The following is a 23452-nucleotide window of genomic DNA, read 5'->3' as shown; positions in this document are numbered from 1 at the left end:
CGCCCTCACCGGCGGGCCTTTTGCATTACGACAGATAGTCGATGAAGGCTTCGGGCGGATTGCGCAGGAAGTCCTGCGCGGGCTGCGGGGCGAACGCGCGCCCTGCCGCCACGCCGACGATGGTATCGGCCACCCGCACCGCATCGTCGGGGTCGTGGGTCACCATGACCACCGTGCGCCCCGCCGCTTTCGCCAGCTCTACCGAAAGATCCAGCATCCGGTCCTTGAGCGCGGGCCCCAGCGCGCTGAACGGCTCATCCATGAGCATCAGGTCGCGGTCCTGCAGCAGCGCACGGGCGAGCGCCGCGCGGCTCTGCTGACCACCCGACAGGGCGGCGGGCTTGCGCTCTGCGAGCCCCTCGAGCCCCACCTGCGCGAGCATGTCCATGATCCGCGCCCGCGCCCCCGCGTCCGGCCTGAGGGACGGACCCAGCGCCAGTGCGACGTTCTGGAAGACCGTCAGGTGGGGAAAGAGGTTGTTGTCCTGAAACAGCATCGCGACGGGCCGTTGTGCCGGAGGCACCGCGCCGATCGCCGCCCCTCGCCAAGTCAGCCGTCCCGCAACCTGTTCGTGAAACCCTGCGATTCCGCCCAGCAGGGTCGATTTGCCCGCGCCGGAGGGGCCGATCACCGCCACGACGGAGTGCGCGTCAATCGTGAAGTCTGCCGACAACGGGAAGCCGCCGTTCATGAAGGTCACCTTATCCAGCGTCAGCATCCACACGCCCCCCTCGGTCAAACACCCAGAACACCGCCAGCGACAGCGTCACCAGCAACAACGCCGCGCCGTAGGCCGCCTGCATCTGATAGGCGCCCATGAGGCGATACATGGCAAGCGGCAACGTCCCCTCGCCGGGGCGGGAAAACAGGGTGATCACCCCAAGGTCGCCCATGGCCAGCGCCCCGGTCAGCCCGGCGGCAAAGCCCATGGGGCGGCGCAGGCGCGGCAGATAGACGATCCGCCACAGGGCCCAGCCTGACAGGCCCAGAGATGCACTCAGCCGAGCGAAATCGGTTTGCACCGCCTCGACCCCCGGTCGCAGGATGCGAAGAACGAAGGGCAGCGCCATCAGCACGTTCACCAGCAACGTCACCGGCAGCGCAATGCTGGACGGGCGCACGAAGGGTTGCGCGATCACGAAAAGCCCGGTGCCCAACACCAGACCGGATACGGAAATCCCCAGAAGCGACGCCGCCTCACCGGCGCGGGTGGCCAGCGGCAATGCCAGCGCGGTGGTCAACACGACGGCCCCCAGCGAGATCGCGAGCGAGCGGAGCGCAGCGGGCCAGATGCTCGCCGGGAGGTCGTCCAGACCGGGCAGACCCGCAAGAAGGATCGCGCTGAGCGGCGCGAGGAGGAACAGCGCCGCCGCGCCGATCCAGAGCGCATCCAGCAGGCGAGACCCGTCCCAGCGTTGCACCACACGATCCAGACCCGCGCCCAGCATGTCCCCCCGCGCCAGCAACAGCGCCACAGCCCCCGCGCCAAGGCCCAAAACCAGTTGCACCACGGCGAGTGAGGCCGCTTTCCCGAGGTCGAAATCGAACTTGAACGCCTGATAGATGGCAAGCTCAACCGTCGTCGCCCGTGGCCCGCCGCCCAACGTCAGGGCGACTGCGAAAGACCCAAGGCAGATTACAAAGATCACGGCGAAGGCCCCCGGCACGATCCGTCGCAGCATCGGCCATTCCAACAGGCGGAACACCGGCGCGCCCAAGCTCGCCGCCACGCGGAACCGCTCGGACGGGATCGCCAGCCAGCCTTGCAGGATCAGGCGCACGGCTAAGGGCAGGTTGAAAAACACATGGGCCAAAATCACCCCGTGGGCGCCGTAGATGTCCAGTTTCGGCACGCCCAAAGGTGCCAGCAACAAGTTCAGGACCCCGTTGCCGCCGAAGACGGCGAGCAGGCCCAGCACCGCCACGATCACCGGCAGGATGAAGGGCGCGCCCATGACCGAAATCAGTGCCGAGCGCCCCGGAAAACTGCGGCGGGCCAGCGCCCGCGCCACCGGCACCGCAAGTGCGACGCTGATCGCCGCCGACCAGATCGCTTGCCAGACGGTGAAGCGCAGCGCATCAAGATCGGCCGGGGACAGGGCGGTGAAACCACCGCCCCGCCACAGCACCGCCGCCACGGGGCCGATCACCAGCCCCGCGACGACGAATGCCGCAATCAGCGGGAGAGCGCCGCGCGCCACGCTTCGATCGCCTCATCCTTCAACGCGGCGGCCTCATCCTCACTGTAGAACAGCGCCTTGTCGGGCTGCGGCAGGGACTGGAAGCCCTCGGGCCATTGGTCTGCGGGCAGGGCCACCGGGAACGACCAGTTGGTGGTCGGGATCAGGGTCTGAAACTCTTCGGTCAGGATGAAGGCAAGGAAGTCCTCGGCCAGCTCCGGCTGATCGGTTCCCGCGATCTTCGCGGCAAGCTCAACAAAGAAATAGTGGCCTTCGTCGAAAATGGCCGCCGATTTGCTCAGATCTTCCTCGGCGATGATGTGATAGGCCGGCGACGAGGTGTAGGACAGCACGACATCGGCTTCCCCGTCGGTGAACAGCCCATAGGATTCCGACCAGCCCTGCGTGACGGTGACGATCTTCGGGGCAAGACGGGCCCACGCCTCTTCCGTCTCGTCGCCGTAGACCGCTTTCATCCACAGCGCCAGCGCCAGACCGGAGATCGAGGACCGCGGATCCTGAATGACCACGCGCAGATCGTCCGGCGCGTTCAGCAGGTCTTCGAAACTGTCGAACCCGTCGAGCTTGGTGTTGTCATAGACAAAGGCCACGTGGCTGTAGTTGAACGGCACGAAGGTGTCATCGGTCCAGTCAATCGGCAGCGTCAGCGGTGACAGATCGACGCCGTGGGTCCCCAGCAAGCCGCTTTCGCGCGCGCGTTTGGTCACGTCCGTGTTCAGGCCGATTACCACATCCGCCTCGGTGCGCTCGCCCTCAAGCAGAAGGCGCGGCAACACGTCGCCGGTCTGGTATTGCAGATCGCAGCCGCATTGCGCTTCGAACGCCGCTTCGATGGCGGGGCCCGGCCCCCATTCCGAGCCGAAATAGTCAGGCGCATAGACCGTCAGAACGTCCGTATCCGCAGCAGCGGCGGTCGCCATGACAAGTCCAACAGCAGTGAGCAGGGTCGTTTTCATCTTTCATCCTCTCATTGTGCCGGACGGAGAAAGGATGGGGGCAACCCGTGACCTTCCCTCCGCCGGTCTTAACCGGTTCAGGTTCAACGGGTCCGCCAGTCATGGCATCTCAGCTTCTGGTGAAGCCCCCCGAGGTAGCACCAGACCTATCCTATGGGGCCAAAGTTGCAAGAGGCGGGTGCAATCCCCCGCGATTCGCCTTAGCTAGGGTGCGACGCGCAAAGGACGTTCGATGACCCGTGCTTTCTGGTTTCTTGTTGGAATTGCGGCCCTTGTTGTCGGGGCCGTCGGCGTCGTGCTGCCGCTTCTGCCGACGACGCCGCTGGTCATTCTTGCGGCCTTTGCCTTCGGGAAAAGCTCGACGCGGGTGGAACGCTGGCTGCTGACAAGCCGCACCTTCGGCCCCCTCATCAGCGACTGGCGCGAGAACGGCGCGATTGCGCCCCGGATCAAAGTGATCGCCTGCACGATGATGGCGGTGGTCTTCGTGCTGAGCCTCGTGCTGGGCGCATCGGCCCTGGTGCTGACCATTCAGGCCCTGTGTCTGACCGGCGCGGCGGCCTTCGTGCTGACCCGCCCCGGCAGCTAGGGCTTGAGCCGGTGGCCCCCGCCCGCTATTCCCGCTGAAGAAGGAGCCCGCCCCATGAGCCTTAACAGTTACGGTCACCTGTTCCGCGTCACCACCTGGGGCGAAAGCCACGGCCCCGCCTTGGGCGCGACCGTTGACGGCTGCCCCCCCGGTGTCACCCTGACCGCGCCGATGCTGCAGCACTGGCTCGACAAACGCCGCCCCGGCCAGAACAAGATGACCACTCAGCGGAACGAGCCCGACGCGGTGGAGATCCTCTCCGGCGTGTTCGAGGATACGACCACGGGCACCCCGATCCAGCTGATGATCCGCAACACCGACCAGCGGTCGAAAGACTACGGCGACATCGCCAACACCTTCCGCCCCGGTCACGCCGACATCACCTATCACCAGAAATACGGGATCCGGGATTATCGCGGCGGCGGTCGGTCCTCGGCGCGGGAGACCGCGGCACGCGTAGCCGCTGGCGGTGTCGCGCGTGAGGCGATCAAGACCCTTGCGCCCAACGTCGAGATCAAGGGCTACATGGTGCAGATGGGCGAAAAGCACATCGACCGCGCAAGGTTCGACTGGGACACCATCGACGGCAACGATTTCTGGTGCCCGGACGCGGGTGCGGTAGACGAGTGGACCGACTACCTCAACTGGTTGCGCAAGGACGATCACAACTCGGTCGGCGCGATGATCGAGGTCGTGGCACGTGGCGTGCCCGCCGGGATCGGCGCACCGGTCTATGGCAAGCTGGACACGGACCTTGCCGCCGCGATGATGTCGATCAACGCTGTCAAAGGGGTCGAGATCGGGGAAGGTCTGGCCGCGGCCGGCCTGACCGGACGGGCCAACGCGGACGAGATTTTCATGGGGCCAGAGGGGCCGGAATACTCCAGCAACCACGCGGGCGGCATCCTGGGCGGGATCAGCACCGGGCAGGACATCGTCGTGCGATTTGCGGTCAAACCGACGTCGTCAATCCTCAGCCCCCGCGCCTCAATCCGGATGGACGGCAGCCCGACGGAAGTGGTCACCAAGGGGCGTCACGATCCTTGCGTCGGCATCCGCGCCGTGCCTGTCGGCGAGGCGATGATGGCGGCGGTGATCCTTGATCATCTGTTGCTGGATCGCGGCCAGACCGGCGGCGTGCGCGGGCAGATCGGCCCCGAGGCCTAGCGCGGCGCAGCCGGCGGTTTCTGGCGCGACAGCTGCACGGCGAGGATGCCTGCGGTGATGATCAACACGCCGAGAATATCGCCGGAGCCCAGTTCTTCCCCCAGCAAAAGCGCCGCGGTCGCCACCCCGAAGAATGGCGTAAGGAAGTGGAACACCGCAGCCCGCGTCGCCCCGATCCGGTCCACCAGATAGAACCAGATCAGCGTTGCGACCAGCCCGGGCATGATCACCGTGTAAAGGAAGGCGATCACCAGCGGCCAGTTCCAGGTGACGGTGAAGGTCTCGAACGCCACGGCGGGAACCGAGAGCACGGCCGCGCCCACGAGCATCTGCAGCCCGACGATCATCAGGAAATTGCCACCCGTTGACGCCCCCCGCACCGACATCGTCGCCACCGCAAGGGACAAGACGCCAATCACGCAAAGTGCCAGACCGAAGAGGTCCACATCGCCCTGCAAGCGCGCGCCCATGATCACCGCGACCCCCGCCACCCCGGCAAACAGCCCCAGCACCGCCAGCGGGCGCAACCGCTCACCGAAGAAGGCCCAGCTCGCGAAGGCGACCAACAGCGGCATGGTCGAGGCCACGATCGCCGCGAGCGAGGCTTCCACCGTTTGCATCGCTACGAAATTAAGCCCGAGGTAGAGTGCGTTCTGGCTGATCCCGAAGACCAGCGTGGCGATCCACTGGGGGCGGGTCAGCCGCCAACTTTGCCCCATGGCGAAGGCCAGACCGACGCCGATCAGACCGGAGACAAGGAACCGGATCGACAGCGCATAAAGCGGAGGCGCGTTCAGCACGATCACCCGTGCCGAAGCAAAGGCCGACGCCCAGATAATGCCAAACGCCACCCCCATGGCGATTGCACGCCAGTCCACCGTGTTTTTCATACCGCCTCCAAAGAAAAAGGGCCGCCAGTGCTGGCGACCCTCCATCCAAAAGATGTCCGCGATGCGGAATGGGATCAGCCGTTGACGCTGTCCTTCAGGGCCTTGGCAATGGTCATCTTGACCACCTTGTCGGCGTCCTTCTTGATCTGCTCACCGGTGGCAGGGTTGCGCACCATACGCTCGGGGCGCTCACGGCAGTAGATCTTGCCGACGCCGGGCAGGGTCACGGCACCGCCGCCGGACACTTCGTCGGTGATCAGACCGGTGATCGCATCAAGCGCCGCAGAGGCGGATTTCTTGTCGGTGTCCATCCGCTCAGCCAGTGCAGCGACCAGCTGTGTCTTGGTCATTGGTTTCGTCGCCATTGTATTTCTCCTCGGTTTGCCCAGCTGGATGTGGGCTTATTTGGCAGTCAATAAACTGTATGTGCCTATGTTCCACAATGCTTTGTGGCACTTTACAAGTGAAAAACCGCATATTGTGGGGTTTTTGAGTCTTTTTTGCCGGTTACAAAAAGGCGGTTTCCTCAAACGAGCGCAATTTGCGGCTGTGGATGCGCTCCAGCGGCATTTTGCGCAGATGTTCCATGGCGCGGATGCCGATCATCAGGTGGCGGGCGACTTGCGTCTTGTAGAAGTCCGACGCCATGCCGGGCAGCTTCAACTCACCGTGCAGGGGTTTGTCGGACACGCACAGCAGGGTGCCATAGGGCACGCGGAAGCGAAACCCGTTGGCGGCAATTGTCGCGCTTTCCATGTCCAGCCCGATGGCCCGCGACTGGCTGAGCCGTTGCACCGGGCCGGATTGATCGCGCAGCTCCCAGTTGCGGTTGTCGATGGTGGCGACGGTGCCCGTGCGCATCACCCGCTTAAGCTCAAACCCCTTGAGTTCGGTCACCTCGGCCACCGCATCCTCAAGCGCGATCTGGATCTCGGCCAGCGCCGGAATGGGCATCCAGACCGGCAAGTCATCATCCAGCACGTGATCTTCGCGCAGGTAGCCGTGGGCCAGCACGAAATCCCCCAGCCGCTGGGAATTGCGCAGCCCCGCGCAATGCCCCACCATCAGCCAGGCATGGGGCCGCAGCACCGCAATGTGATCCGTCGCCGTCTTCGCGTTCGAGGGGCCGACGCCGATATTCACCAGCGAGATACCCGACCCATCCGGGCGGCACAGGTGATAGGTCGGCATCTGCGGCATCTTTTCGGGCACCATCAGCGGGGCGTCCGGCTCGGTGATGACCTGATTTCCGGTGGAGACAAACGCGGTATAGCCGCTGTCAGGATCGGCCAGCGCCTGCCGCGCATAGGCCTCGAACTCTTCGACGTAGAACTGGTAGTTGGTGAAAAGGACGTGGTTCTGGAAATGCTCCGCCTTGGTCGCCGTGTAGTGCTGCAAGCGTGCCAGAGAATAGTCGATCCGCTGGGCGGTGAACAGCGAGAGCGGGCTGGACCCGTCCGGATGGCGGAACTCCATCCCATTGACAATGTCGTCGTTCGTGGTGGCCAGATCGGGCACGTCGAAGACATCGCGCAGGGTGTATTCCAGCGCACCTTCCTGCGGCACCGCAATCTCTCCGGTGACGGCGAAATGCACCGGCATCGGCGTGCGCGAAATCCCGATCACCACCGGCTCGTCGTGGTTCTCGATCAACAGGCCGATCTGCTGCTCAAGATAGCCTTCGAACAGGTCCGGCCGGGTGACAGTGGTCGAATAGAAGCCGGGCCCGGCCACGTGGCCGAAGCTGAGCCGGGAATCCGTCTGCGCATAGGTCGTTGTGCGGATGCGAATCTCGGGGTAGAACGCACGGAAGCGGGTGTCGGGCCGCGCCCCGGCGACATTCTCGGCAAAGGTCCGGCACAGAAACTCGACCGAAGTGTCATAAAGCTCGCGCAGCCGGGCCACCGCCGCTTTGGCATCGCGGAACGCCTGCGGCTCGGGCACCTCGGGGGACACCACGGGAAGATGGGCCTGGAACTTCTTCATGGTCTGCCTCCTCCCGCTGGCGGGCGCTGGTTAAAGAAACGCCGCAGGGGTCCCTGCGGCTGCGGCCCAAGATCACACGTTATTTTCATGCGCCTTCATGCCATCGGAGCCACGCGCAGCGCAAGCCCTGTGCGACAGCCATAGGAACGCGCAGCCCCGAGCCTGCGTTATCTGTGCATGAGTATCGCGCCCACTCTGGTCTATTACAACGACGACCGCCCGGGGATCCGGCGGCGAAAGTGCGGGCGCGGCTTCAGCTATCTCGCCCCCGACGGGACCTGCATCGACGACAAGGCCGAACGCAAGCGGATCAGCGCACTTGCGGTGCCGCCGGCTTATAGCGACGTCTGGATCAGCCCCAAACCCAATGGCCATCTGCAGGCCACGGGCCGCGATGCGCGCAATCGCAAGCAGTATCGCTATCACGTGGACTGGACCGCGTTCCGCGCGGCCACGAAGTTCGACGCGCTTGCGGGGTTCGGCGCCTGCCTGCCGTCGATCCGCCGCCGCATCCTGTCGGACCTGAAAACCGAACCGGGCGAGCGTCGCTACGCCCTCGCCGCCGTTCTAGCCTTGCTCGACCGCACGGCCATGCGCATCGGCAGCGCAGATTACGCCGTCGAGAACGGCACCTACGGCGCGACCACGCTAAGCAGCCAGCATGTGAAGCTGAACGACGGGGAAATCAGGCTCTCTTACACCGGAAAGGGCGGCAAGAAGATCGAAAAGCGGCTGCGCGACCGGACTCTGAACAAGGTGCTCAACAAGATGCAGGATCTTGAAGGCGCGGAGCTTGTCACATGGCTGGACGACGACGGAACCCCGCGGTCCGTCACCGCCGATGCGATCAACGCGACCCTGTTCGACATCACGGGCGAAGAGACGATCACCGCCAAGACCTTCCGCACCTGGGCCGGCTCCGCCGCGGCAATGGAGGTTGCGCTCAAGGCCCGGGATCTGACCATCAAAGCGATGTCGGAGGCGGCAAGCGAACGGCTCGCCAACACGCCGACAATCTCCCGCAAGAGCTATATCCATCCCGATGTGATCGCCCTGGCCGACACCCCGCTTGAAGAGCGGCTGGCCCTGTCGGAGCGCGCAGACGACACGCCCATGTTGCGCCGGGCCGAGACCACGTTGCTGCAACTTTTGTCCTCTTAACGACATCGCCACGCCGTTTTGAGGCTTGCACGGCGTCTTTTCCCCTGCCAGCCTGCGCGCAGGAAGGGGGGCCATTTGATGGATCGAAACGCCATATCGGATCTTGATCGACCTTTTGCATATGATCCGAAACGCTGGACCAGCACCCGGCGGCTGGCGTGGGAAAACAGGCTCTAACCCTGTAATTTTCCCACAACACCGGTGCTGATATGCTGACCTATGGCCTGACGGACGAACACCAGATGATCGCGGACACCGTCCGCAGCTTCGTCGAAAAAGAAATCTATCCCCACGAAGAGCTTGTTGAACGGACCGGCGAGGTCCCGCAAGAGATCGCCGACGAGATCAAACGCAAGACGCTCGAGCTTGGCTTCTACGCCTGCAACTTCCCCGAAAGCGCGGGCGGCGCGGGGCTCAACCATCTCGAATTTGCCATTGTCGAACGCGAGCTCGGGCGCGGCTCCATGGCCCTGAACCACTTCTTCGGACGCCCGCAGAACATCCTCATGGCGTGCGAGGGGGAACAGATCGAGCGCTACCGCGACCCCGCCATCCGCGGCGAGCGTATGGATGCCTTGGCGATGACCGAACCGGGGGCCGGATCGGACGTGCGCAGCATGAGCTGCAGCGCGGTGCGCGACGGCGGCGACTGGGTGCTCAACGGCACCAAACATTTTATCTCCGGTGCCGATCACGCTGATTTTGTCATCGTGTTCGTGGCCACAGGCGAGGATGACACCCCGCGCGGGCCGAAAAAGCGCATCACCACCTTTCTGGTCGATCGCGGCACGCCGGGCTTCACCATCCGCGACGGTTATAAATCGGTCAGCCACCGCGGCTACAAGAACATGATCCTCGAATTTGACGATTGCCGCTTGCCCGACGCGCAGGTGCTCGGAGAGGTCGACGGCGGCTTTGCGGTCATGAACGAATGGCTCTACGCCACCCGTATCACGGTCGCGACCATGTCCGTGGGCCGGGCGCGACGGGTCTTCGACTATGCGCTCAGCTACGCCGCCGAGCGCGAACAGTTCGGCCAGAAGATCGGCAGGTTTCAGGGGGTGAGCTTTCAGATCGCCGACATGATCACCGAGATCGACGCCGCCGACCTCCTGACCCTTGCCGCCGCAGACCGACTGGACCGCGGCCTGCCGGCCAACCGCGAAATCGCCAGTGCCAAACTCTACGCGTCCGAGATGCTGGCACGGGTGACCGATGCGACGATCCAGATCCATGGCGGCATGGGCTTGATGGATGATTACCCGCTTGAGCGGTTCTGGCGCGATGCGCGGGTGGAGCGGATCTGGGACGGCACGTCAGAAATCCAGCGCCACATCATCAGCCGCGACCTGTTGCGGGCGCTGGGGGCATGACGGCCGATCTTTCGAGACTGTTCCGCCCCAAAAGCGTTGCAGTCATAGGGGGCGGAGCGTGGTGCGCCTCGGTCATCGACCAGCTTGTGAAGGCAGGATTTCAGGGCGATATCTGGCCGGTCCACCCCAGCAAGGAGAGGCTGGGCGGCTTCGCGGTTCACGCGCGGGTGGACGATCTGCCCCGCGCGCCCGACGCTACATTCGTGGGCATCAACAGTCAGGCGACCGTTGACGTGGTGGCACAGCTTTCCGCCCGTGGCGCCGGTGGGGCGGTCTGTTTCGCCAGCGGGTTCGGAGAGGTTGCCGAGGGCCAGTCGCTGAACCAACAGTTGCTTGAAGCCGCTGGCGATATGCCGATTCTGGGGCCGAATTGCTACGGCATGATCAACGCGCTGGACGGGGCGATGCTTTGGCCGGACCAGCATGGCTGCGTTCCGGTCGACAGCGGCGTGGCGATCCTCACGCAAAGTTCGAACATCGCGATCAACCTGACGATGCAGACCCGCGGCCTGCCGCTGGCCTATGTCGTAACCTGCGGAAATCAGGCGCAAATGTCCGAAGCGGCAATCGCGACCTCGCTGCTGGATGACCCGCGCGTGACGGCCATCGGGATGCACATCGAGGGCTTCTCGGACCTGTCCGAATGGCAAACCCTTGCGCGGAAGGCGCGGGACAAAGGCGTGCCTCTTGTCGCGCTCAAGGCGGGGAAATCGTCCGCGGCGCAGCTTGCGACGGTCTCGCACACGGCCTCTATCGCTGGCAGTGCCGCGGGGGCCACGGCGCTGCTGGAGCATTTGGGCATCGCGCAGGTGGACGATCTTCCGACCCTGTTGGAGACGTTGAAGATCCTGCATGTGGCGGGCCCGCTGGATGGCCTGCAGATCGCCTCGATCAGCTGTTCGGGGGGCGAGGCGAGCCTGATTGCCGACCTTGCGGAAGACACGCCGCTGAGCTTCCCGCGCCTGACCCCGGGGCAGACCGACCGACTGGCGGCGGTCCTTGGGCCGAAGGTGACCCTCGCCAATCCGTTGGATTATCACACCTATATCTGGCGCGACGATGCGGCGATGACGCAGGCATTTTCCGCCATGATAGAGCCTGATCTTGCGCTGACGCTGCTGATCGTCGACTTCCCGCGTGGCGACCGATGCGACCTGTCGGACTGGGACTGCGCCATCAACGCGGCAATTGGCGCGAAAGAGGCGACGGGCGGCACCTTCGCCATGGTGGCGACCTTGCCGGAGCTCATGCCCGAGGATGTCGCGCAGCGTCTGATGGCCGGGGGCATCATCCCGCTCGCCGGATTGCGCGAGGCGCTCGCGGCGGTGGTGGCGGCCCAGCGCCGCAGCGGGGCGCAGGCCGACCTTTGCGTGCCACAGCCTGCGCGGGACGCCGATGTGATCCCGGAGGCTGAGGCAAAAAGCGCGATGGCCGCCTGCGGGCTTGAGGTGCCGTGGTTGATCAGCGGTTCACTGGACGATCTGGTGAACGCGGCGAAAGACCGGCCGGGGCCGTTCGTTCTGAAAGCCACCGGGCTTGCGCACAAGAGCGACTCCGGTGGCGTAGCGCTGTCTCTCCGGACGGCGCAGGATATCCGCGATGCCGCGCAAGACATGCCGTGCGACCGGTTCATCCTTGAGGACATGATCGAGGGGGCCGTGGCCGAGCTTCTTGTCGGCGTGGTCAAGGACCCCGCCCATGGGTTTGTGATCACGCTTGCGGCGGGCGGGGTTCTGACAGAACTTCTGCAAGACCGCGCATCCTGCCTGTTTCCGGCGGACCGGACCCGGCTGGAACAGACACTGAACCAGCTTAATATCGCGCCGGTGTTGCGCGGATACCGGGGCCGGCCCGGCGCAAATATCGACTGCATTCTTGCGGCGATTGAGGCGATACAGGCTTACGTCCTCGCCAACCTCTCCACGGTTGAGGAAATCGAAATCAACCCGCTGATTGTCACCCCGGACCGGGTGGTGGCGGCGGACGCACTGATAAGGAAATCCCATGACTGATCCGATCAAGACCCGCACCGAAGGCGCTATCCTCGAAGTGACGCTGGACCGCCCCAAAGCGAACGCCATCGACCTCAAGACCAGCAAGATCATGGGCGAGGTATTCGCCGACTTCCGCGATGATCCGGACCTGCGGGTGGCGATCATCACCGGCGCCGGGGACAAGTTCTTCTGCCCAGGATGGGATCTGAAGGCGGCCGCCGACGGAGATGCCGTCGACGGCGATTACGGCGTCGGCGGGTTCGGCGGCCTGCAAGAGCTGCGCGGCATGAACAAGCCGGTGATCGCCGCCGTGAACGGCATTTGCTGCGGCGGCGGGCTTGAACTTGCACTGTCCGCCGACATTATCCTTGCCGCCGAACACGCCACCTTCGCCCTGCCGGAAATCCGCTCGGGCACCGTGGCGGACGCGGCCAGCATCAAACTGCCCAAACGCATCCCCTATCACATCGCGATGGAACTGCTTCTCACCGGGCGCTGGTTTGACACCGATGAGGCGCTCGGCTGGGGTCTGATCAACCACGTCCACCCGGCGCAGGAGCTTCTGGCCAAAGCCTGGGACACGGCCCGCCTGCTCGAATCCGGCCCGCCGCTGGTCTATGCCGCCATCAAAGAAGTCGTGCGCGATGCCGAGGATTCCAAGTTTCAGGACACCATGAACCGGATCACGCGGCGGCAGTTGGAAAGCGTGGATCGTCTCTATTCTAGCGAGGATCAGCTTGAAGGCGCGCGCGCTTTTGCCGAGAAACGCGATCCGGTCTGGAAAGGAAAGTGATCAAAGGCGTGCCACAAGCAGCCGCAACGCCCGCGCATAACCGGCCACCCCCTCACCGATGATCGTCTCATCGGCGCGGTGGGTGACGAAGGAGTGGTGGCGAAAGGCTTCGCGCTGGTGAATGTCCGAGATGTGCACCTCGATCACCGGCCCGTCGAACATGTTGAGCGCGTCGAGGATCGCAACCGACGTGTGCGAATAGGCCGCCGGATTGATCACGATCCCGGCGGCGGTGCTGCGCGCCTCTTGGATCCAGTCCACCAGAACGCCTTCGTGGTTCGACTGTTTGCAAGTGACCGCAACGCCCAGCTCGTTCCCCAGCGCCACTGCGTCGCGCTCCACGTCCGCCAGCGTGGCATGGCCGTAGATTTCCGGTTGCCGCTGGCCGAGGAGGTTCAGGTTCGGCCCGTTCAAAAGCAGGATCTGTTTCATGCTGCGACCTAAGCGATTGCGCGCGAACAAAGCAAGCCTTGCGCAGCAAGCGGCAATGGGCGACGAACAGCCATGACCCGGACCCTGCTTTCTTTCGGACACGGCTATTCCGCCCGTGCGCTCGCCCGCCGCCTTGACGAGGATTGGCGCATCATCGGCACCACCCGCAGCGAGGACAAGGCCGCCGCCCTGCTTGCCGAAGGCACCGAGCCGCGCATCTGGCCCGGCGCGAACCTGACACCAGCGCTGGACGCGGCGACCCATTTGTTGATCTCTGCTGGCCCGTCCGAGGACGGCGATCCCGTTCTGGCCCAGCTTAAAGACGAAATCGCCGCACGGCGGGAGCAATTCACATGGGTCGGGTATCTGTCCACCACTGGCGTTTACGGCGACCATCAAGGCGGCTGGGTCGACGAAGACACACCGCTTGCCCCCTCTACCCGGCGCGGCCAGTTGCGGGTTGAAGCCGAAGCTGCGTGGCAAGCAATGGACCTGCCGCTGCACATTTTCCGCCTTGCGGGGATTTACGGCCCCGGCCGTGGTCCCTTTGCCAAAGTGCGCAATCAGACCGCGCGGCGCATCATCAAGGACGGGCAGGTGTTCAGCCGCATCCATGTGGACGACATCGCCCAAGTGCTCGCCGCCTCCATCGCGCACCCCGACCCCGGCGCGATCTACAACCTGTGCGACGACGATCCCGCCCCGCCGCAGGATGTCATCGCCTATGCGGCAGAACTGCTTGGCATGCCGATCCCCCCGGCGCAAGATTTCGCGAGTGCCGAGATGTCCCCCATGGCGCGCAGCTTCTACGCCGAGAGCAAGAAGGTGCGGAACGACCGCATCAAGTCGGATCTGGGCATCACGCTGATCCACCCGACCTATCGCGCGGGCCTCAAGGCGCTGCTCGACAGCGAACGCTAGACGGCCTCACAGCCCTCAGCGGTTCAGCAGATGCTTGTGGTAGCGCCGCAAGAACACCAGCCCGACCAGCATGAACGAAAGCGCCACGCCAAAGACATAGGCGTGCGAGATATAGGCCGCGTCGTAGTTGAAATAGAAGCCGGACCGCATGGTGCCCACAACATGCACCAACGGATTGAACCACAGATACCACGCATAGGGTTCGGGCACTTTGTCGTAAATGAACAGAACGCCGGACAGGATGAACAGCGGGCGGGTGAAGATGCTCCAGACCTGTTGCCAGATCGGCAGGATCGAAAACATGAAGCAATTGAAGGCTCCGATCCCGAAGGCGAACGTGCCGGTCATCACGAAAGCCAGCATGATGGTCGGAAGGTCCGGCGAGGTGCGCGTGTCGAACATGAGCAGGATACCGAAAAACACGATATAGGCGACGGAGATCTGCGTCATCATATTGACGACGAAGCGCGCGACCATGGCGTCGACAAAGGTCACCGATGGATAGGTTCTGGCCCCACTGAGTTTCAAAGCCAGTAAATGACGATTGCGGCAACGGCAATTGCTGACAGGAAGACCTTTGGGCACCTGTCGGATCGGGTTGTCACGTGCCGCCAGTCCTTGAGTCTGCCGAACATGATTTCGATGCGGTCGCGTCGTTTGTAGCGCCGCTTGTCGTATTTTACAGGCATCTTGCGCTGTTTTCGACCCGGGGTGAGGGGCCATCAGATTTGGTCCCGGGGATCAAATCCGCCCCGAACAGCGCGTATCCCTTTGTCTTTCAACGCGTCTCGGAACCAATCGGCGGCATACCCCTGTCGCCAAGTAGCCAGTCGACGTTCGGCATGCTGCTCAACAAAGCCCGTGCACCGATGTAATCGCTGGTCTGACTGGACGTTATAAACAGGTTGTGATGGCGACCTTGGCTGTCGCAGATGGCGGGCAGTTTGGTGTTCAGACCGCCTCGGGTGCGACCGATCAACGCAACCCATTGCAATGAATAGAAATAATGCCACTCAGCACGCGCTGATCATTGTCGCGCGGCTTACCGCGGGACTTGGGAAAATAGGGCTCAAGACGCGCCATCTGCCCGTCACTCAACCAGAAAAGATCAGTCATGTTCACCGCTCGTTTTCCGAGCCGTGAATCCTGCTATCAGCGGAAAATCAAAGGGTCCTGACCTTATTAGCGCAGCACCTCGTCCCCGCCTGCGGTCTGCCGATACAATCCTAGCTGACTGGGCGAGCGACGCCACAACCGCGGGCGGCTGCGCCACTCAGTCACCCGGTCCAGAAGCCCTTCGGCCGCAGGGGTGAGCAGCGCCCGCGACTGGTCCAACGCGGCCAGATTGATGCTGAACCACCGCGCATAAACCCGCGAGCGGAGCTTCGCAAAACGGTCTAGCCGCCGCGCGGACGCAGCGCCCAGCGCGTTGGTGCGGTGTTGGCGATAATACATTGAGGGTTCGCGGTCATAGATGACCGGCACATCCGCCCCGGCGCAGACCAGATAGACCCACCAGTCTTGAAACGGCACCCCAGCAGACAACGCCGCCGAGGCGGAGCGGCGCACAAGGTCTGTGGTTTCGGGGGGCATCACGATGGTGTTGCCCGCCAGCACGTTCTGCACCAGCGCGTTGCCGAACCCGAAAGGCCTTTGGTGGACCTTCGATTCCCCCAGCGGGGTCAGGCTCTCATCCGTGTGGATCGTCCGGCTTGCATAGATGCCGCGCTGGTCCGGCAGGGCCGAAAGACGCTCTACGGCGCGGGCGAGTTTGTGGGGCAGCCAGACATCATCCTGATCCGAAAAAGCGACCCAGCAGCCGGCCAGCTCCTCGCGCATCAGTAACGACAGGAAGTTCCCCGCGATGCCCTGTCCCGGCCCGTCCTGCAGCGCGCCCAAGCGCCCGGGATGGGCCGCCCCGAAGCGGTTGATCTGGTCACGGGTGGCGTCCGCCGATCCGTCATCGCTCACCCAAAGGGTCCAGGCGTCGTGGGTCTGGTCGACAAAGGACTGTAACTGCGCCCCAAGATGCGGGGCACCGTTGTGGGTTCCCATCAATATATGGACCGTCGGCATGCTCACTCGGGCCTGTATGGCACGGCGCGAGTCATGTCTCGGTCGCCGCCACCCAGCCCCTGCGCCCGACGCTGTCATAGGCGGTGAAGCCCCCCTGCTTTGCGTCCTCGACCGAATAGATATTGCGCAGATCGGCCATGTGCGGGGTCTGCATGGCACCGGAGAGACGTTTCAGATCAAGCGCGCGGAACTCGTTCCACTCGGTCAGGATCACCAGAAGATCGGCGTTCTGCGCGGCGTCATAGGCATCCTCGGTCCAGACCACGCCGGGCAAAAGGGCCTCTCCTTCATGGCGTCCCTGCGGGTCCGCGACACGCACCTTGGCGCCAGCCCCGATCAATGCCGGCACGATGGTGAGCGAGGGCGCATCGCGCATGTCGTCGGTGTTGGGTTTGAACGTCACCCCCAGCACCGCGATTGTCTTACCGGCCAGCACCCCGTCGCAAAGGTCCTCGATCTTTTCGATCATCCGGCGCTTGACGCCGTCGTTGACGGAAATCACCGCCTCGGTGATCTGCATCGGCACGGCGGCATCTTGCCCCATGCGGGCCAGGGCTTTGGTATCCTTTGGGAAACAGGAACCGCCATAGCCCGGTCCCGCGTGCAGGAACTTGTTCCCGATCCGACCGTCAAGCCCCATGCCCTTGGACACTTGTTTGATGTCCGCGCCGGTGCGTTCGCACAGCTTGGCGATTTCATTGATGAAGGTGATCTTTGTCGCGAGGAAGGCATTGGCGGCGTATTTGATCATCTCCGCGCTTTCCAGATCGGTTGTCACGATAGGAAAATCCCGAAGATAGAGCGGGCGGTAAATTTCTTCCATGACCTCGGCCGCGCGGTCGGACTGAACGCCGACCACCACGCGGTCGGGCTTCATGAAATCGTCGATCGCCGCCCCCTCGCGCAGGAACTCGGGGTTGCTGGCCACGTCGAAATCCAGATCCGGATTCGCCTTGCGCACCACCTGTTCCACCTGACGGTTGGTCCCTACAGGCACGGTGGATTTCGTGACGATCACCACATAATCGCGCGCCAGTTTCGCAATCTCTTCCGCGGCGGCCATCACATAAGTCAGATCCGCATGACCGTCCCCGCGCCGCGTTGGCGTGCCGACGGCTATGAAGATCGCTTCGGCGCCCTCGATGGCCTTTGCAAGATCGCCGGTGAACGACAGGCGTCCGGCTTCGACGTTGCGCTCGAGCAAGGCATCAAGACCGGGTTCGAAGATCGGCACCTTGCCCGCTTCGAGCATCTCGATCTTGGCGGGGTCCTTGTCGACGCAGGTCACCTCGTGTCCGAAATCCGAAAAACACACGCCCGAGACGAGCCCGACATAGCCGGTTCCGATAACTGCAATCTTCATAATGTCGTCCTTCAATACCTGCGGCGTTTCTAAAAAGATCCGTTCCCAGCGCAAGTGGGGATCGCCCGATGCAGAAAGGGAAGCCCCGTGTGCAACCGAATCGAAACACTTCTGCGCCACAACAGCGTCCGACGTCATGCGGGCGGCCACCTGCTATCAGTCACGACAGGGCGGGAAACCGCGCTTGGCGAAAGTTGATTGGAGTTTGCGGATGTGGCGCGCCATTGAACGGGACGACCGAGATGGCGCGGTGGACGTCATCCGCGACTTTGTCGGACTGTCAGAGGGCGAGGGGCGCGACAGCTCGCGCAGCCCCCAAGGCAGCGGGGCACACATCGGACGTTATCTGAGCCGCAACACCGCGCCCAGCGCCGACAGGATGCTGGTGAACTTGGTGGCCGGGCCTTCCGTGACATCGGATAGATCACCGGGCGCGATCAGAGTGGCGGAGGATGAAAATGGCCTGTGTCTCGGCGCGGTTGCATCGAAACCGATACAAGGTCTGCAAAAAAACGCCCCGGTCGCGGGACCGGGGCGTTGTTGTTTGATGTCGGTGGGCTTATTCGCCGCGGACGGCGACAACTTCAATCTCAACCAGCCATGCGGGATTGGCCAGACCCGCCACTTCGAACACCGAGCGCGTGGGCAGGTTGGGCTGCTCGTCGGTGCCGAAATACTGGACGTAGCCTTCCATGAAGCCGCTGAAGTCCATGGTCTCGCTGCCGTCGGGCGCCACCAGATAGACCTGCATCTTGATCACGTCGCCCATCGACAGATCAAGCGAGGTCAGCTTCTCCTCGATCGAGGCCAGCGTGCTGATCGTCTGGGCTTTGGTGTCACCGTAGCGGTCGGCAGACCCCCGGTCGGCGTCCTCATCCACCACCTGCGGCACCGTCCCGCTGAGATAGACCAGCGTGGCATCGCGCGGAACCTCGACCGCGCTCAGGATCGGGAAGTCGGACCCGGGAACCGCGTGACGCACGACGATGTCGGCGGGCACCCCGGTGGCATCCATCCGCCGCTGCTCCTGGATCTCGTGCTCTGCGAGCTCTTCCTCGGGATCGAAGGGCCGCGTGTCGGCCACCAGCTCCAGCGTAGCGTCGGGCTCATAGTCGTTGCCCAGATTGGTCTGCAGATAGGTCAGCAGGGACACCATCTGTTCATCGTCAAGGAACGAGCCAAGCGCCGGCATGGCGCCCTGTCCATTGATGATGACGTGGGCCGCATAGGCGGAGAATTCCAGATTCTGGTTGTTCGCCAGCGCCGGATATTCGCCGGCCCCTTCGGCCCCCGATCCGTCGGGCATGTGACAGCCCGCGCAGAACGACTGATACAGAGCCTCTCCGTCGGTCGCGGTATAGGCGCCGGCGGTGAAGTCTTCGGCAGCGAAGGTGGAAGTCTGCGCCTGGGCGGTTACGGCGGTGAACAGACCCAGGGTCAAAGCGGTGAGGAATGGAGTTTTCATTTCATTCTCCCTCGTTGATGATTTTTGCGTGGAGACGCGAAACCGCGTCGAGCGAGGACAGGATCGCGCCTTCCATCCAGGCGGAGAGGTAGGACAGGTGTTCCCCCGCGCAGACCACGCGGTTGTCGATCTGGATCGCGGTGTCGTAATCGCGCTCGCGATCCTCCCAGATGCCGGAACAGCCCAGCACCCACGGCACCTTGTGCCACGATACGCTGACCCCGGTCTTGAACTCTTCGCGGTATTGCGGGTGGATCTTCGACCCCATCTCAAGCGCAAGCTCGACCCGTTCTTCGGGCTTCATCGCGTTGAGCTTGAAGGTGTTGGGACCGCGCCAGGTATAGGCGCCCAGCAATACCGCAGGACCGTCCGACAGGTAGCCGGTCGAGGGATAGCTGATCTGGGTGATCGCCTGATCGGTATAGGTGATCCCGCCGTAGATATCCTCGTCCTGTTCCCAGAAGCGGCGCTTGAACTCGAGTCCGACCTTCACCGATCCGTTGTAGGGCATCGAGCCGACGATCGCCGCAAGATCGCCCGACAGGTTGTGATCGATCTGCCCGAGGATCGAGAACGGAATGGTGCAGACGCAATAGTCGGCGGTGCTGGTATTCGTGCCCCCGCCGGCGAGGTCTTCCCATGCCACAGTCACACCATTTTCGTCCTGCTGGAGCGAGGTGACCTTGGCGTTGTAGGTGATCAGGTCACCGACCTCGCGCTCAAATCCGCGGGCCACGCCGTCCATCCCGCCTACGGGCTGGAACATAGGTGAGTGGTGGTTCATCGTCTCGTGCGTGGCAAGATAGGTCCACAGACGGGACTGGATCACCTCGGACGGGTCAAGCAGGTCGGACGGGATCGGGGCCGCCCCCTCACCCCCACCGGGCTGCTTTTCGTAGCCGCGATAGGCGCTGGTCTGCAGGCTTTGAACGTATTCATTCTCGTCATTAAGCACGCCGAAGCTGCGCAGGCTCTCAAGCAGAAGCTCCTTGTCTTCTTCGGTGACGACATCGTCCAGCTTGTCCTGATTGATCGCCTTTGCCAGAAGCTCGGAGATATGGCCGCGGTAGTCGGTCAGCACCTCTTTCATGCGCATCGGCTTGCCGCCATAGGCGTCGCTGCGATGCACATAGGCGTTGTAGTTGGTCTGAATGAAGGGCTCGAGCTCAACCCCGAGGCGGCGGCAGTAATCGACGACCGCATAGTGGTTGTGCGGGATCCGCCAGGGCCCCGGGTTGATGTAGTTGCCTTCCTCGAAGTCGACGGTCTGGGTGGTGCCGTCAAGCTCGGTATAGGTGTCGCCCGAGCGCAGGGTCCAACAGCGGCCCCCGGCCTTTTCGCGGAACTCCAGCACTTCGACCTCATAGCCGGCGTTGCGCATTTCCAGCGCCGCCGTCATCCCGGCCAGCCCGGCCCCCAGAACAAGGATCTTCTTACCCTTGGGGTCACCCTCAAGCTTGATGGGGCCGGAATAATCCGACGGCATCGCGTGCCCCATCGTGGTCATCGCATAATACATCGCGCTGCTGCCCGCGGCTGTGCCGATCATGGTCAGCAGATTTCGGCGTGTCATGGTTGTCATACTATAAACCTCCGGTTTTGTTATGGGGGGCTGTTCGAACCACGCTTAAACCCGCAGTATGACCCTGGCGACGCCCCGCGCCGGCAGACAGGATCATCCGAAAGCCCCCGTTTTTGGTCAGATGGATTGCGGTGCAAAAGGCCGTAATCTGCCCTTCTTACTGGCTGCGCCACCCTCCGATCGAGCCAATCACGACCACTAGACCACATGGGGCAACCGCTTGAAAGGGGTATCATGACGTAACGTCAACTTGACGGCTGCAACCTGCCGGGTGAGCCGGCACGACGGGACGCGCGCGCCCGACACGGAATCGTTTACAAATGTTCCTACTATTGCGCGCCCGAGTGTGATGCGGCGCGGCTCTAGGAGGTGGTCAACGTCGACGCGCTGACCTATGCGGCCTGTCTTGCGAATGTGGCCGAGGTCGCGGAGAGCCCGCTTTACGCCTTCGAGCACGTCAACATCTGCGACCGCCCGGCGCTGGACCGGGTGATTGCAACGCACCGGTCTGCGCACGGGCCGACCTGCCGCTGGTGCATCTGTCGACCGACTATGTCTTCGACGGCAGTGGCACCGCGCCGTGGCGGGGCTGGCGCAAGCCTATCTTCTGGCCGAAGCCGGGGCGGAGCCTTCGGGCAGCACGGTCTTCGGCTATCACGTGGCCGATCCGGAACGCTACGGCGTGATCGATTTCGACGCGAACGAGCGCGCCCGCGCCATCGTCGAGAAACCCGCGGTTCCGCCGTCCAACTATGCGGTCACCGGGTTGTATTTTATCGACGGAGAGGCGCCGGGCTGCGCCCGGGGGATCCAGCCCTCGGCCCGGGGCGAGCTTGAGATTACGACCTTGCCTGAGGGGTATCTTGAGGACGGCGCGCTACGCGTGAAGCGGATGGGGCGCGGCTATGCCTGGCTGGACACCGGCACCCACGGCAGCTTGCTGGACGCGGCCAATTTCGTTCGCACGTTGCAGGTCCGGCAAGGACTGCAAACCGGAAGCCCCGACGAAATCGCCTTTAGCCACGGCTGGATCGACAAAAGCGCGCTGCGCGACCGTGCGAAGCTTTTCACCAAGAACGACTACGGCGCCTATCTGCTGTCGCTGGCGGACGGCTGACCCTTCGGCTCAATGCCACCGCCCGATTGCCACGGCCACCACCTCAAGCCCACTGGTGGACGTGCTGCTCAAGGCCAATGGCGTGAAGCCAGTCGCCGTGACATCGCGGACCGAGGCCCATGCGGCGGCGGCCCCCGCGACGAGGCTGGCCGAGACCACCGGTGCCGCGACGAAAGGCTTGGCAAACGGTGCGACGGCGCCCTGCCCCGCAAAAAGCGCGCCCGAGGCCGTTGTCGCATCGATGGCCTGCGGTAGGCTCCAGCAGATCTGGGTGCCATCGGCAAATCGGGTGTAGGACCCGTCCACCGTGCTGCCGCTCTCGATGACGCCGCCGGTGGGAATGCCGCCGTTGAACCCGACGTCCGCAAGCAGGTTCCGGTCATCAAACACCCGGCGTGCGGGTTGCATCCCCAGATCGCTCTCATGCTGGTGGAACATCTGCCCCGACAAGGTCTGATAGACCCGGTGCCGCCGCCCGCTCGCACGTTGCACCTGAAGCATCATGCCGTAGCGGTCGCCGCCCTGACCGGTCAGATCGTGGGGGCCGCTGTCGCTGTTGTTGAAGCCGCCGATCCGTGTGCCGTCGAGCGTTGCCATGTCGGTCAGGGTCGCGGGGCCTGCGGCCAGCGCCGTGGTCCCGCCCAGCAGGATGCGTCCGGCCGTGCCATCGGCGGAATGCGCCTGAACCGCGGTGCCCTCCGCCGTGCCGTTGAGCGTGATGCGGGTCGCGGCCAGCGTCACGTCGGACCCGTTTGCGGCAGCCGACAGAACCGTATTCCACCCCGCCCCGTCCGGGCTGACCTTGATGTCGAAATCCGTTACGCCCGTCAGACCCATCTCCGCGTGGCCGGTGTAGTCGGACTGAAACAGCACTGAAACAGTCTCTGTTTCAGCGGATTTGTTGATTTTGAGTTGGTGCCCGGCGCCGTCGTGGGTCAACAGCGTGGCCTGCGACGCCACCGCCAAGCGGTTGACCGCATCGGCGCTGGTGTTGATGCCGAACTGGTCCACCGGCCCCGCGCTCATCTCGACCCAAGCCGTGCCATCATAGCGCCACTGACCCGCCTGCTGTTTACTCCAGCCGACCCACCCTTCCTGCGGCGCGACGAAATCCCAGCTTGCGCCGTTCCACACCGCGATATGAGTGTCTTTTCCTGCCCAATCCGCCGTCGCACCCGCGCCAAGCCCATAGCTTTCGCCAATCGCGGGACCGGGGGGTGGCGTCGTCGCGTCGAAGGTCTCGACGACCAATTGCATGACCGCATCCAGCACGCGCAGCGCCTCATTATGGGTGACGTGCTTTTGCGCCTGTGCGGGTTGGATGTACGGCAGGTGAAACCGGGAAGACGTTTGCGACATGTGGACTGGCCCCTTTGTGAGTTGCCA

The 23452-nt window shown here is 63.7% G+C and carries 20 protein-coding genes, 3 pseudogenes and 1 riboswitch; of the genes and pseudogenes, 9 read left to right on the top strand and 14 right to left on the bottom strand.

Annotated features, from left to right (window positions below):
* Nucleotides 1-25: 25 nt before the first annotated feature.
* Genes DC363_RS03805 through DC363_RS03795 form a run of 3 tightly spaced genes read right to left on the bottom strand, consistent with a single transcriptional unit; the run spans nucleotide 26 to nucleotide 3157 of the window.
* Entirely contained in the window at nucleotides 26-718 is a 693-nt protein-coding gene (locus DC363_RS03805; RefSeq protein WP_108639802.1) for a thiamine ABC transporter ATP-binding protein, read from the bottom strand.
* Nucleotides 702-2201: a thiamine/thiamine pyrophosphate ABC transporter permease ThiP gene (locus DC363_RS03800; protein ID WP_108639801.1), complete on the bottom strand. Its 1500-nt coding sequence runs from the start codon at nucleotides 2199-2201 to the stop codon at nucleotides 702-704. The genes DC363_RS03805 and DC363_RS03800 overlap by 17 nt, the downstream gene beginning before the upstream one ends.
* Nucleotides 2177-3157, bottom strand: coding sequence for a thiamine ABC transporter substrate-binding protein (locus DC363_RS03795; protein WP_108639800.1), 981 nt, complete (start codon nucleotides 3155-3157; stop codon nucleotides 2177-2179). The genes DC363_RS03800 and DC363_RS03795 overlap by 25 nt, the downstream gene beginning before the upstream one ends.
* A gap of 37 nt (nucleotides 3158-3194) precedes the next feature.
* A riboswitch (TPP riboswitch) is annotated at nucleotides 3195-3299 on the bottom strand.
* Between the two features lie 90 nt (nucleotides 3300-3389).
* Here DC363_RS03795 and DC363_RS03790 point away from each other — a divergent pair.
* On the top strand, nucleotides 3390-3746 hold the full coding sequence (locus DC363_RS03790; RefSeq protein ID WP_108639799.1) for a YbaN family protein: 357 nt from the start codon (nucleotides 3390-3392) through the stop codon (nucleotides 3744-3746).
* Between the two features lie 54 nt (nucleotides 3747-3800).
* Nucleotides 3801-4913, top strand: a complete 1113-nt coding sequence (gene aroC, locus DC363_RS03785) for a chorismate synthase (RefSeq protein WP_108639798.1) — start codon at nucleotides 3801-3803, stop codon at nucleotides 4911-4913.
* On the opposite strand, the gene DC363_RS03780 is transcribed toward aroC, so the two are convergent.
* From DC363_RS03780 to DC363_RS03770, 3 genes are all read right to left on the bottom strand, one after another.
* Nucleotides 4910-5803: a DMT family transporter gene (locus DC363_RS03780; protein WP_422396396.1), complete on the bottom strand. Its 894-nt coding sequence runs from the start codon at nucleotides 5801-5803 to the stop codon at nucleotides 4910-4912. The two genes, aroC and DC363_RS03780, sit on opposite strands and share 4 nt — an antisense overlap.
* A 74-nt stretch (nucleotides 5804-5877) precedes the next feature.
* Nucleotides 5878-6168, bottom strand: coding sequence for an HU family DNA-binding protein (locus DC363_RS03775; protein ID WP_108639797.1), 291 nt, complete (start codon nucleotides 6166-6168; stop codon nucleotides 5878-5880).
* Nucleotides 6169-6310: 142 nt separating this feature from the next.
* The gene (locus DC363_RS03770; protein WP_108639796.1) at nucleotides 6311-7789 is read right to left on the bottom strand and encodes an AMP nucleosidase; all 1479 of its coding nucleotides are present in this window, start codon (nucleotides 7787-7789) and stop codon (nucleotides 6311-6313) included.
* Nucleotides 7790-7966: 177 nt separating this feature from the next.
* Here DC363_RS03770 and DC363_RS03765 point away from each other — a divergent pair, with 177 nt between their 5' ends.
* From DC363_RS03765 to DC363_RS03750, 4 genes are all read left to right on the top strand, one after another.
* Complete coding sequence (locus DC363_RS03765) at nucleotides 7967-8950, top strand: DNA topoisomerase IB (RefSeq protein ID WP_108639795.1); 984 nt, start codon at nucleotides 7967-7969, stop codon at nucleotides 8948-8950.
* A 212-nt stretch (nucleotides 8951-9162) separates the two neighbouring features.
* Complete coding sequence (locus DC363_RS03760; protein ID WP_108639948.1) at nucleotides 9163-10323, top strand: acyl-CoA dehydrogenase family protein; 1161 nt, start codon at nucleotides 9163-9165, stop codon at nucleotides 10321-10323.
* The gene (locus tag DC363_RS03755; protein ID WP_108639794.1) at nucleotides 10320-12335 is read left to right on the top strand and encodes an acetate--CoA ligase family protein; all 2016 of its coding nucleotides are present in this window, start codon (nucleotides 10320-10322) and stop codon (nucleotides 12333-12335) included. The genes DC363_RS03760 and DC363_RS03755 overlap by 4 nt, the downstream gene beginning before the upstream one ends.
* The gene (locus DC363_RS03750; protein WP_108639793.1) at nucleotides 12328-13110 is read left to right on the top strand and encodes a carnitinyl-CoA dehydratase; all 783 of its coding nucleotides are present in this window, start codon (nucleotides 12328-12330) and stop codon (nucleotides 13108-13110) included. Before DC363_RS03755 ends, DC363_RS03750 begins: the two co-directional genes overlap by 8 nt.
* Here DC363_RS03750 and aroQ read toward each other — a convergent pair whose 3' ends face one another.
* Nucleotides 13111-13542, bottom strand: coding sequence for a type II 3-dehydroquinate dehydratase (aroQ, locus tag DC363_RS03745; RefSeq protein ID WP_108639792.1), 432 nt, complete (start codon nucleotides 13540-13542; stop codon nucleotides 13111-13113).
* A 72-nt stretch (nucleotides 13543-13614) separates the two neighbouring features.
* Here aroQ and DC363_RS03740 point away from each other — a divergent pair, with 72 nt between their 5' ends.
* On the top strand, nucleotides 13615-14463 hold the full coding sequence (locus DC363_RS03740; RefSeq protein WP_108639791.1) for an SDR family oxidoreductase: 849 nt from the start codon (nucleotides 13615-13617) through the stop codon (nucleotides 14461-14463).
* Nucleotides 14464-14478: 15 nt separating this feature from the next.
* Here the strand turns inward: DC363_RS03740 and DC363_RS03735 are convergent, their stop codons facing one another.
* From DC363_RS03735 to DC363_RS03710, 6 genes and pseudogenes are all read right to left on the bottom strand, one after another.
* Nucleotides 14479-15048: an ABC transporter permease gene (locus DC363_RS03735; RefSeq protein WP_277871160.1), complete on the bottom strand. Its 570-nt coding sequence runs from the start codon at nucleotides 15046-15048 to the stop codon at nucleotides 14479-14481.
* Nucleotides 14988-15579 (bottom strand): annotated as a pseudogene (locus tag DC363_RS03730) (transposase). The gene DC363_RS03735 and the pseudogene DC363_RS03730 overlap by 61 nt, the downstream one beginning before the upstream one ends.
* Before the next feature lie 66 nt (nucleotides 15580-15645).
* Nucleotides 15646-16518 (bottom strand): glycosyltransferase, encoded by an 873-nt coding sequence (locus DC363_RS03725; RefSeq protein ID WP_241962909.1) that lies wholly within the window; start codon nucleotides 16516-16518, stop codon nucleotides 15646-15648.
* A 52-nt stretch (nucleotides 16519-16570) separates the two neighbouring features.
* Nucleotides 16571-17902 carry a UDP-glucose dehydrogenase family protein gene (locus tag DC363_RS03720; RefSeq protein WP_108639788.1) on the bottom strand — a complete coding sequence of 444 codons (1332 nt, stop codon included), beginning with the start codon at nucleotides 17900-17902 and terminating at the stop codon, nucleotides 16571-16573.
* Between the two features lie 559 nt (nucleotides 17903-18461).
* Nucleotides 18462-19367, bottom strand: a complete 906-nt coding sequence (locus DC363_RS03715; protein WP_108639787.1) for a Rid family hydrolase — start codon at nucleotides 19365-19367, stop codon at nucleotides 18462-18464.
* Nucleotide 19368: 1 nt separating this feature from the next.
* Nucleotides 19369-20949, bottom strand: a complete 1581-nt coding sequence (locus tag DC363_RS03710) for a flavin monoamine oxidase family protein (RefSeq protein ID WP_108639786.1) — start codon at nucleotides 20947-20949, stop codon at nucleotides 19369-19371.
* A gap of 366 nt (nucleotides 20950-21315) precedes the next feature.
* Between DC363_RS03710 and DC363_RS17090 the strand changes: the two are divergent.
* Together DC363_RS17090 and DC363_RS03700 are read left to right on the top strand one after the other, a co-directional pair.
* Nucleotides 21316-21456: pseudogene (locus tag DC363_RS17090) on the top strand (dTDP-glucose 4,6-dehydratase); the annotation flags it as partial.
* 97 nt (nucleotides 21457-21553) lie between these two features.
* A pseudogene (locus DC363_RS03700) lies at nucleotides 21554-22066 on the top strand (sugar nucleotidyltransferase); the annotation flags it as partial.
* 9 nt (nucleotides 22067-22075) lie between these two features.
* Here the strand turns inward: DC363_RS03700 and DC363_RS03695 are convergent.
* On the bottom strand, nucleotides 22076-23425 hold the full coding sequence (locus tag DC363_RS03695; RefSeq protein WP_108639784.1) for a DUF2793 domain-containing protein: 1350 nt from the start codon (nucleotides 23423-23425) through the stop codon (nucleotides 22076-22078).
* Nucleotides 23426-23452: the final 27 nt, after the last annotated feature.

Source organism: Thalassorhabdomicrobium marinisediminis, assembly GCF_003072065.1.
Lineage (GTDB): Bacteria > Pseudomonadota > Alphaproteobacteria > Rhodobacterales > Rhodobacteraceae > Octadecabacter > Octadecabacter marinisediminis.
Note: the sequence above shows the minus strand (reverse complement) of the source record. Positions and strands in the feature narration are given on the sequence as shown.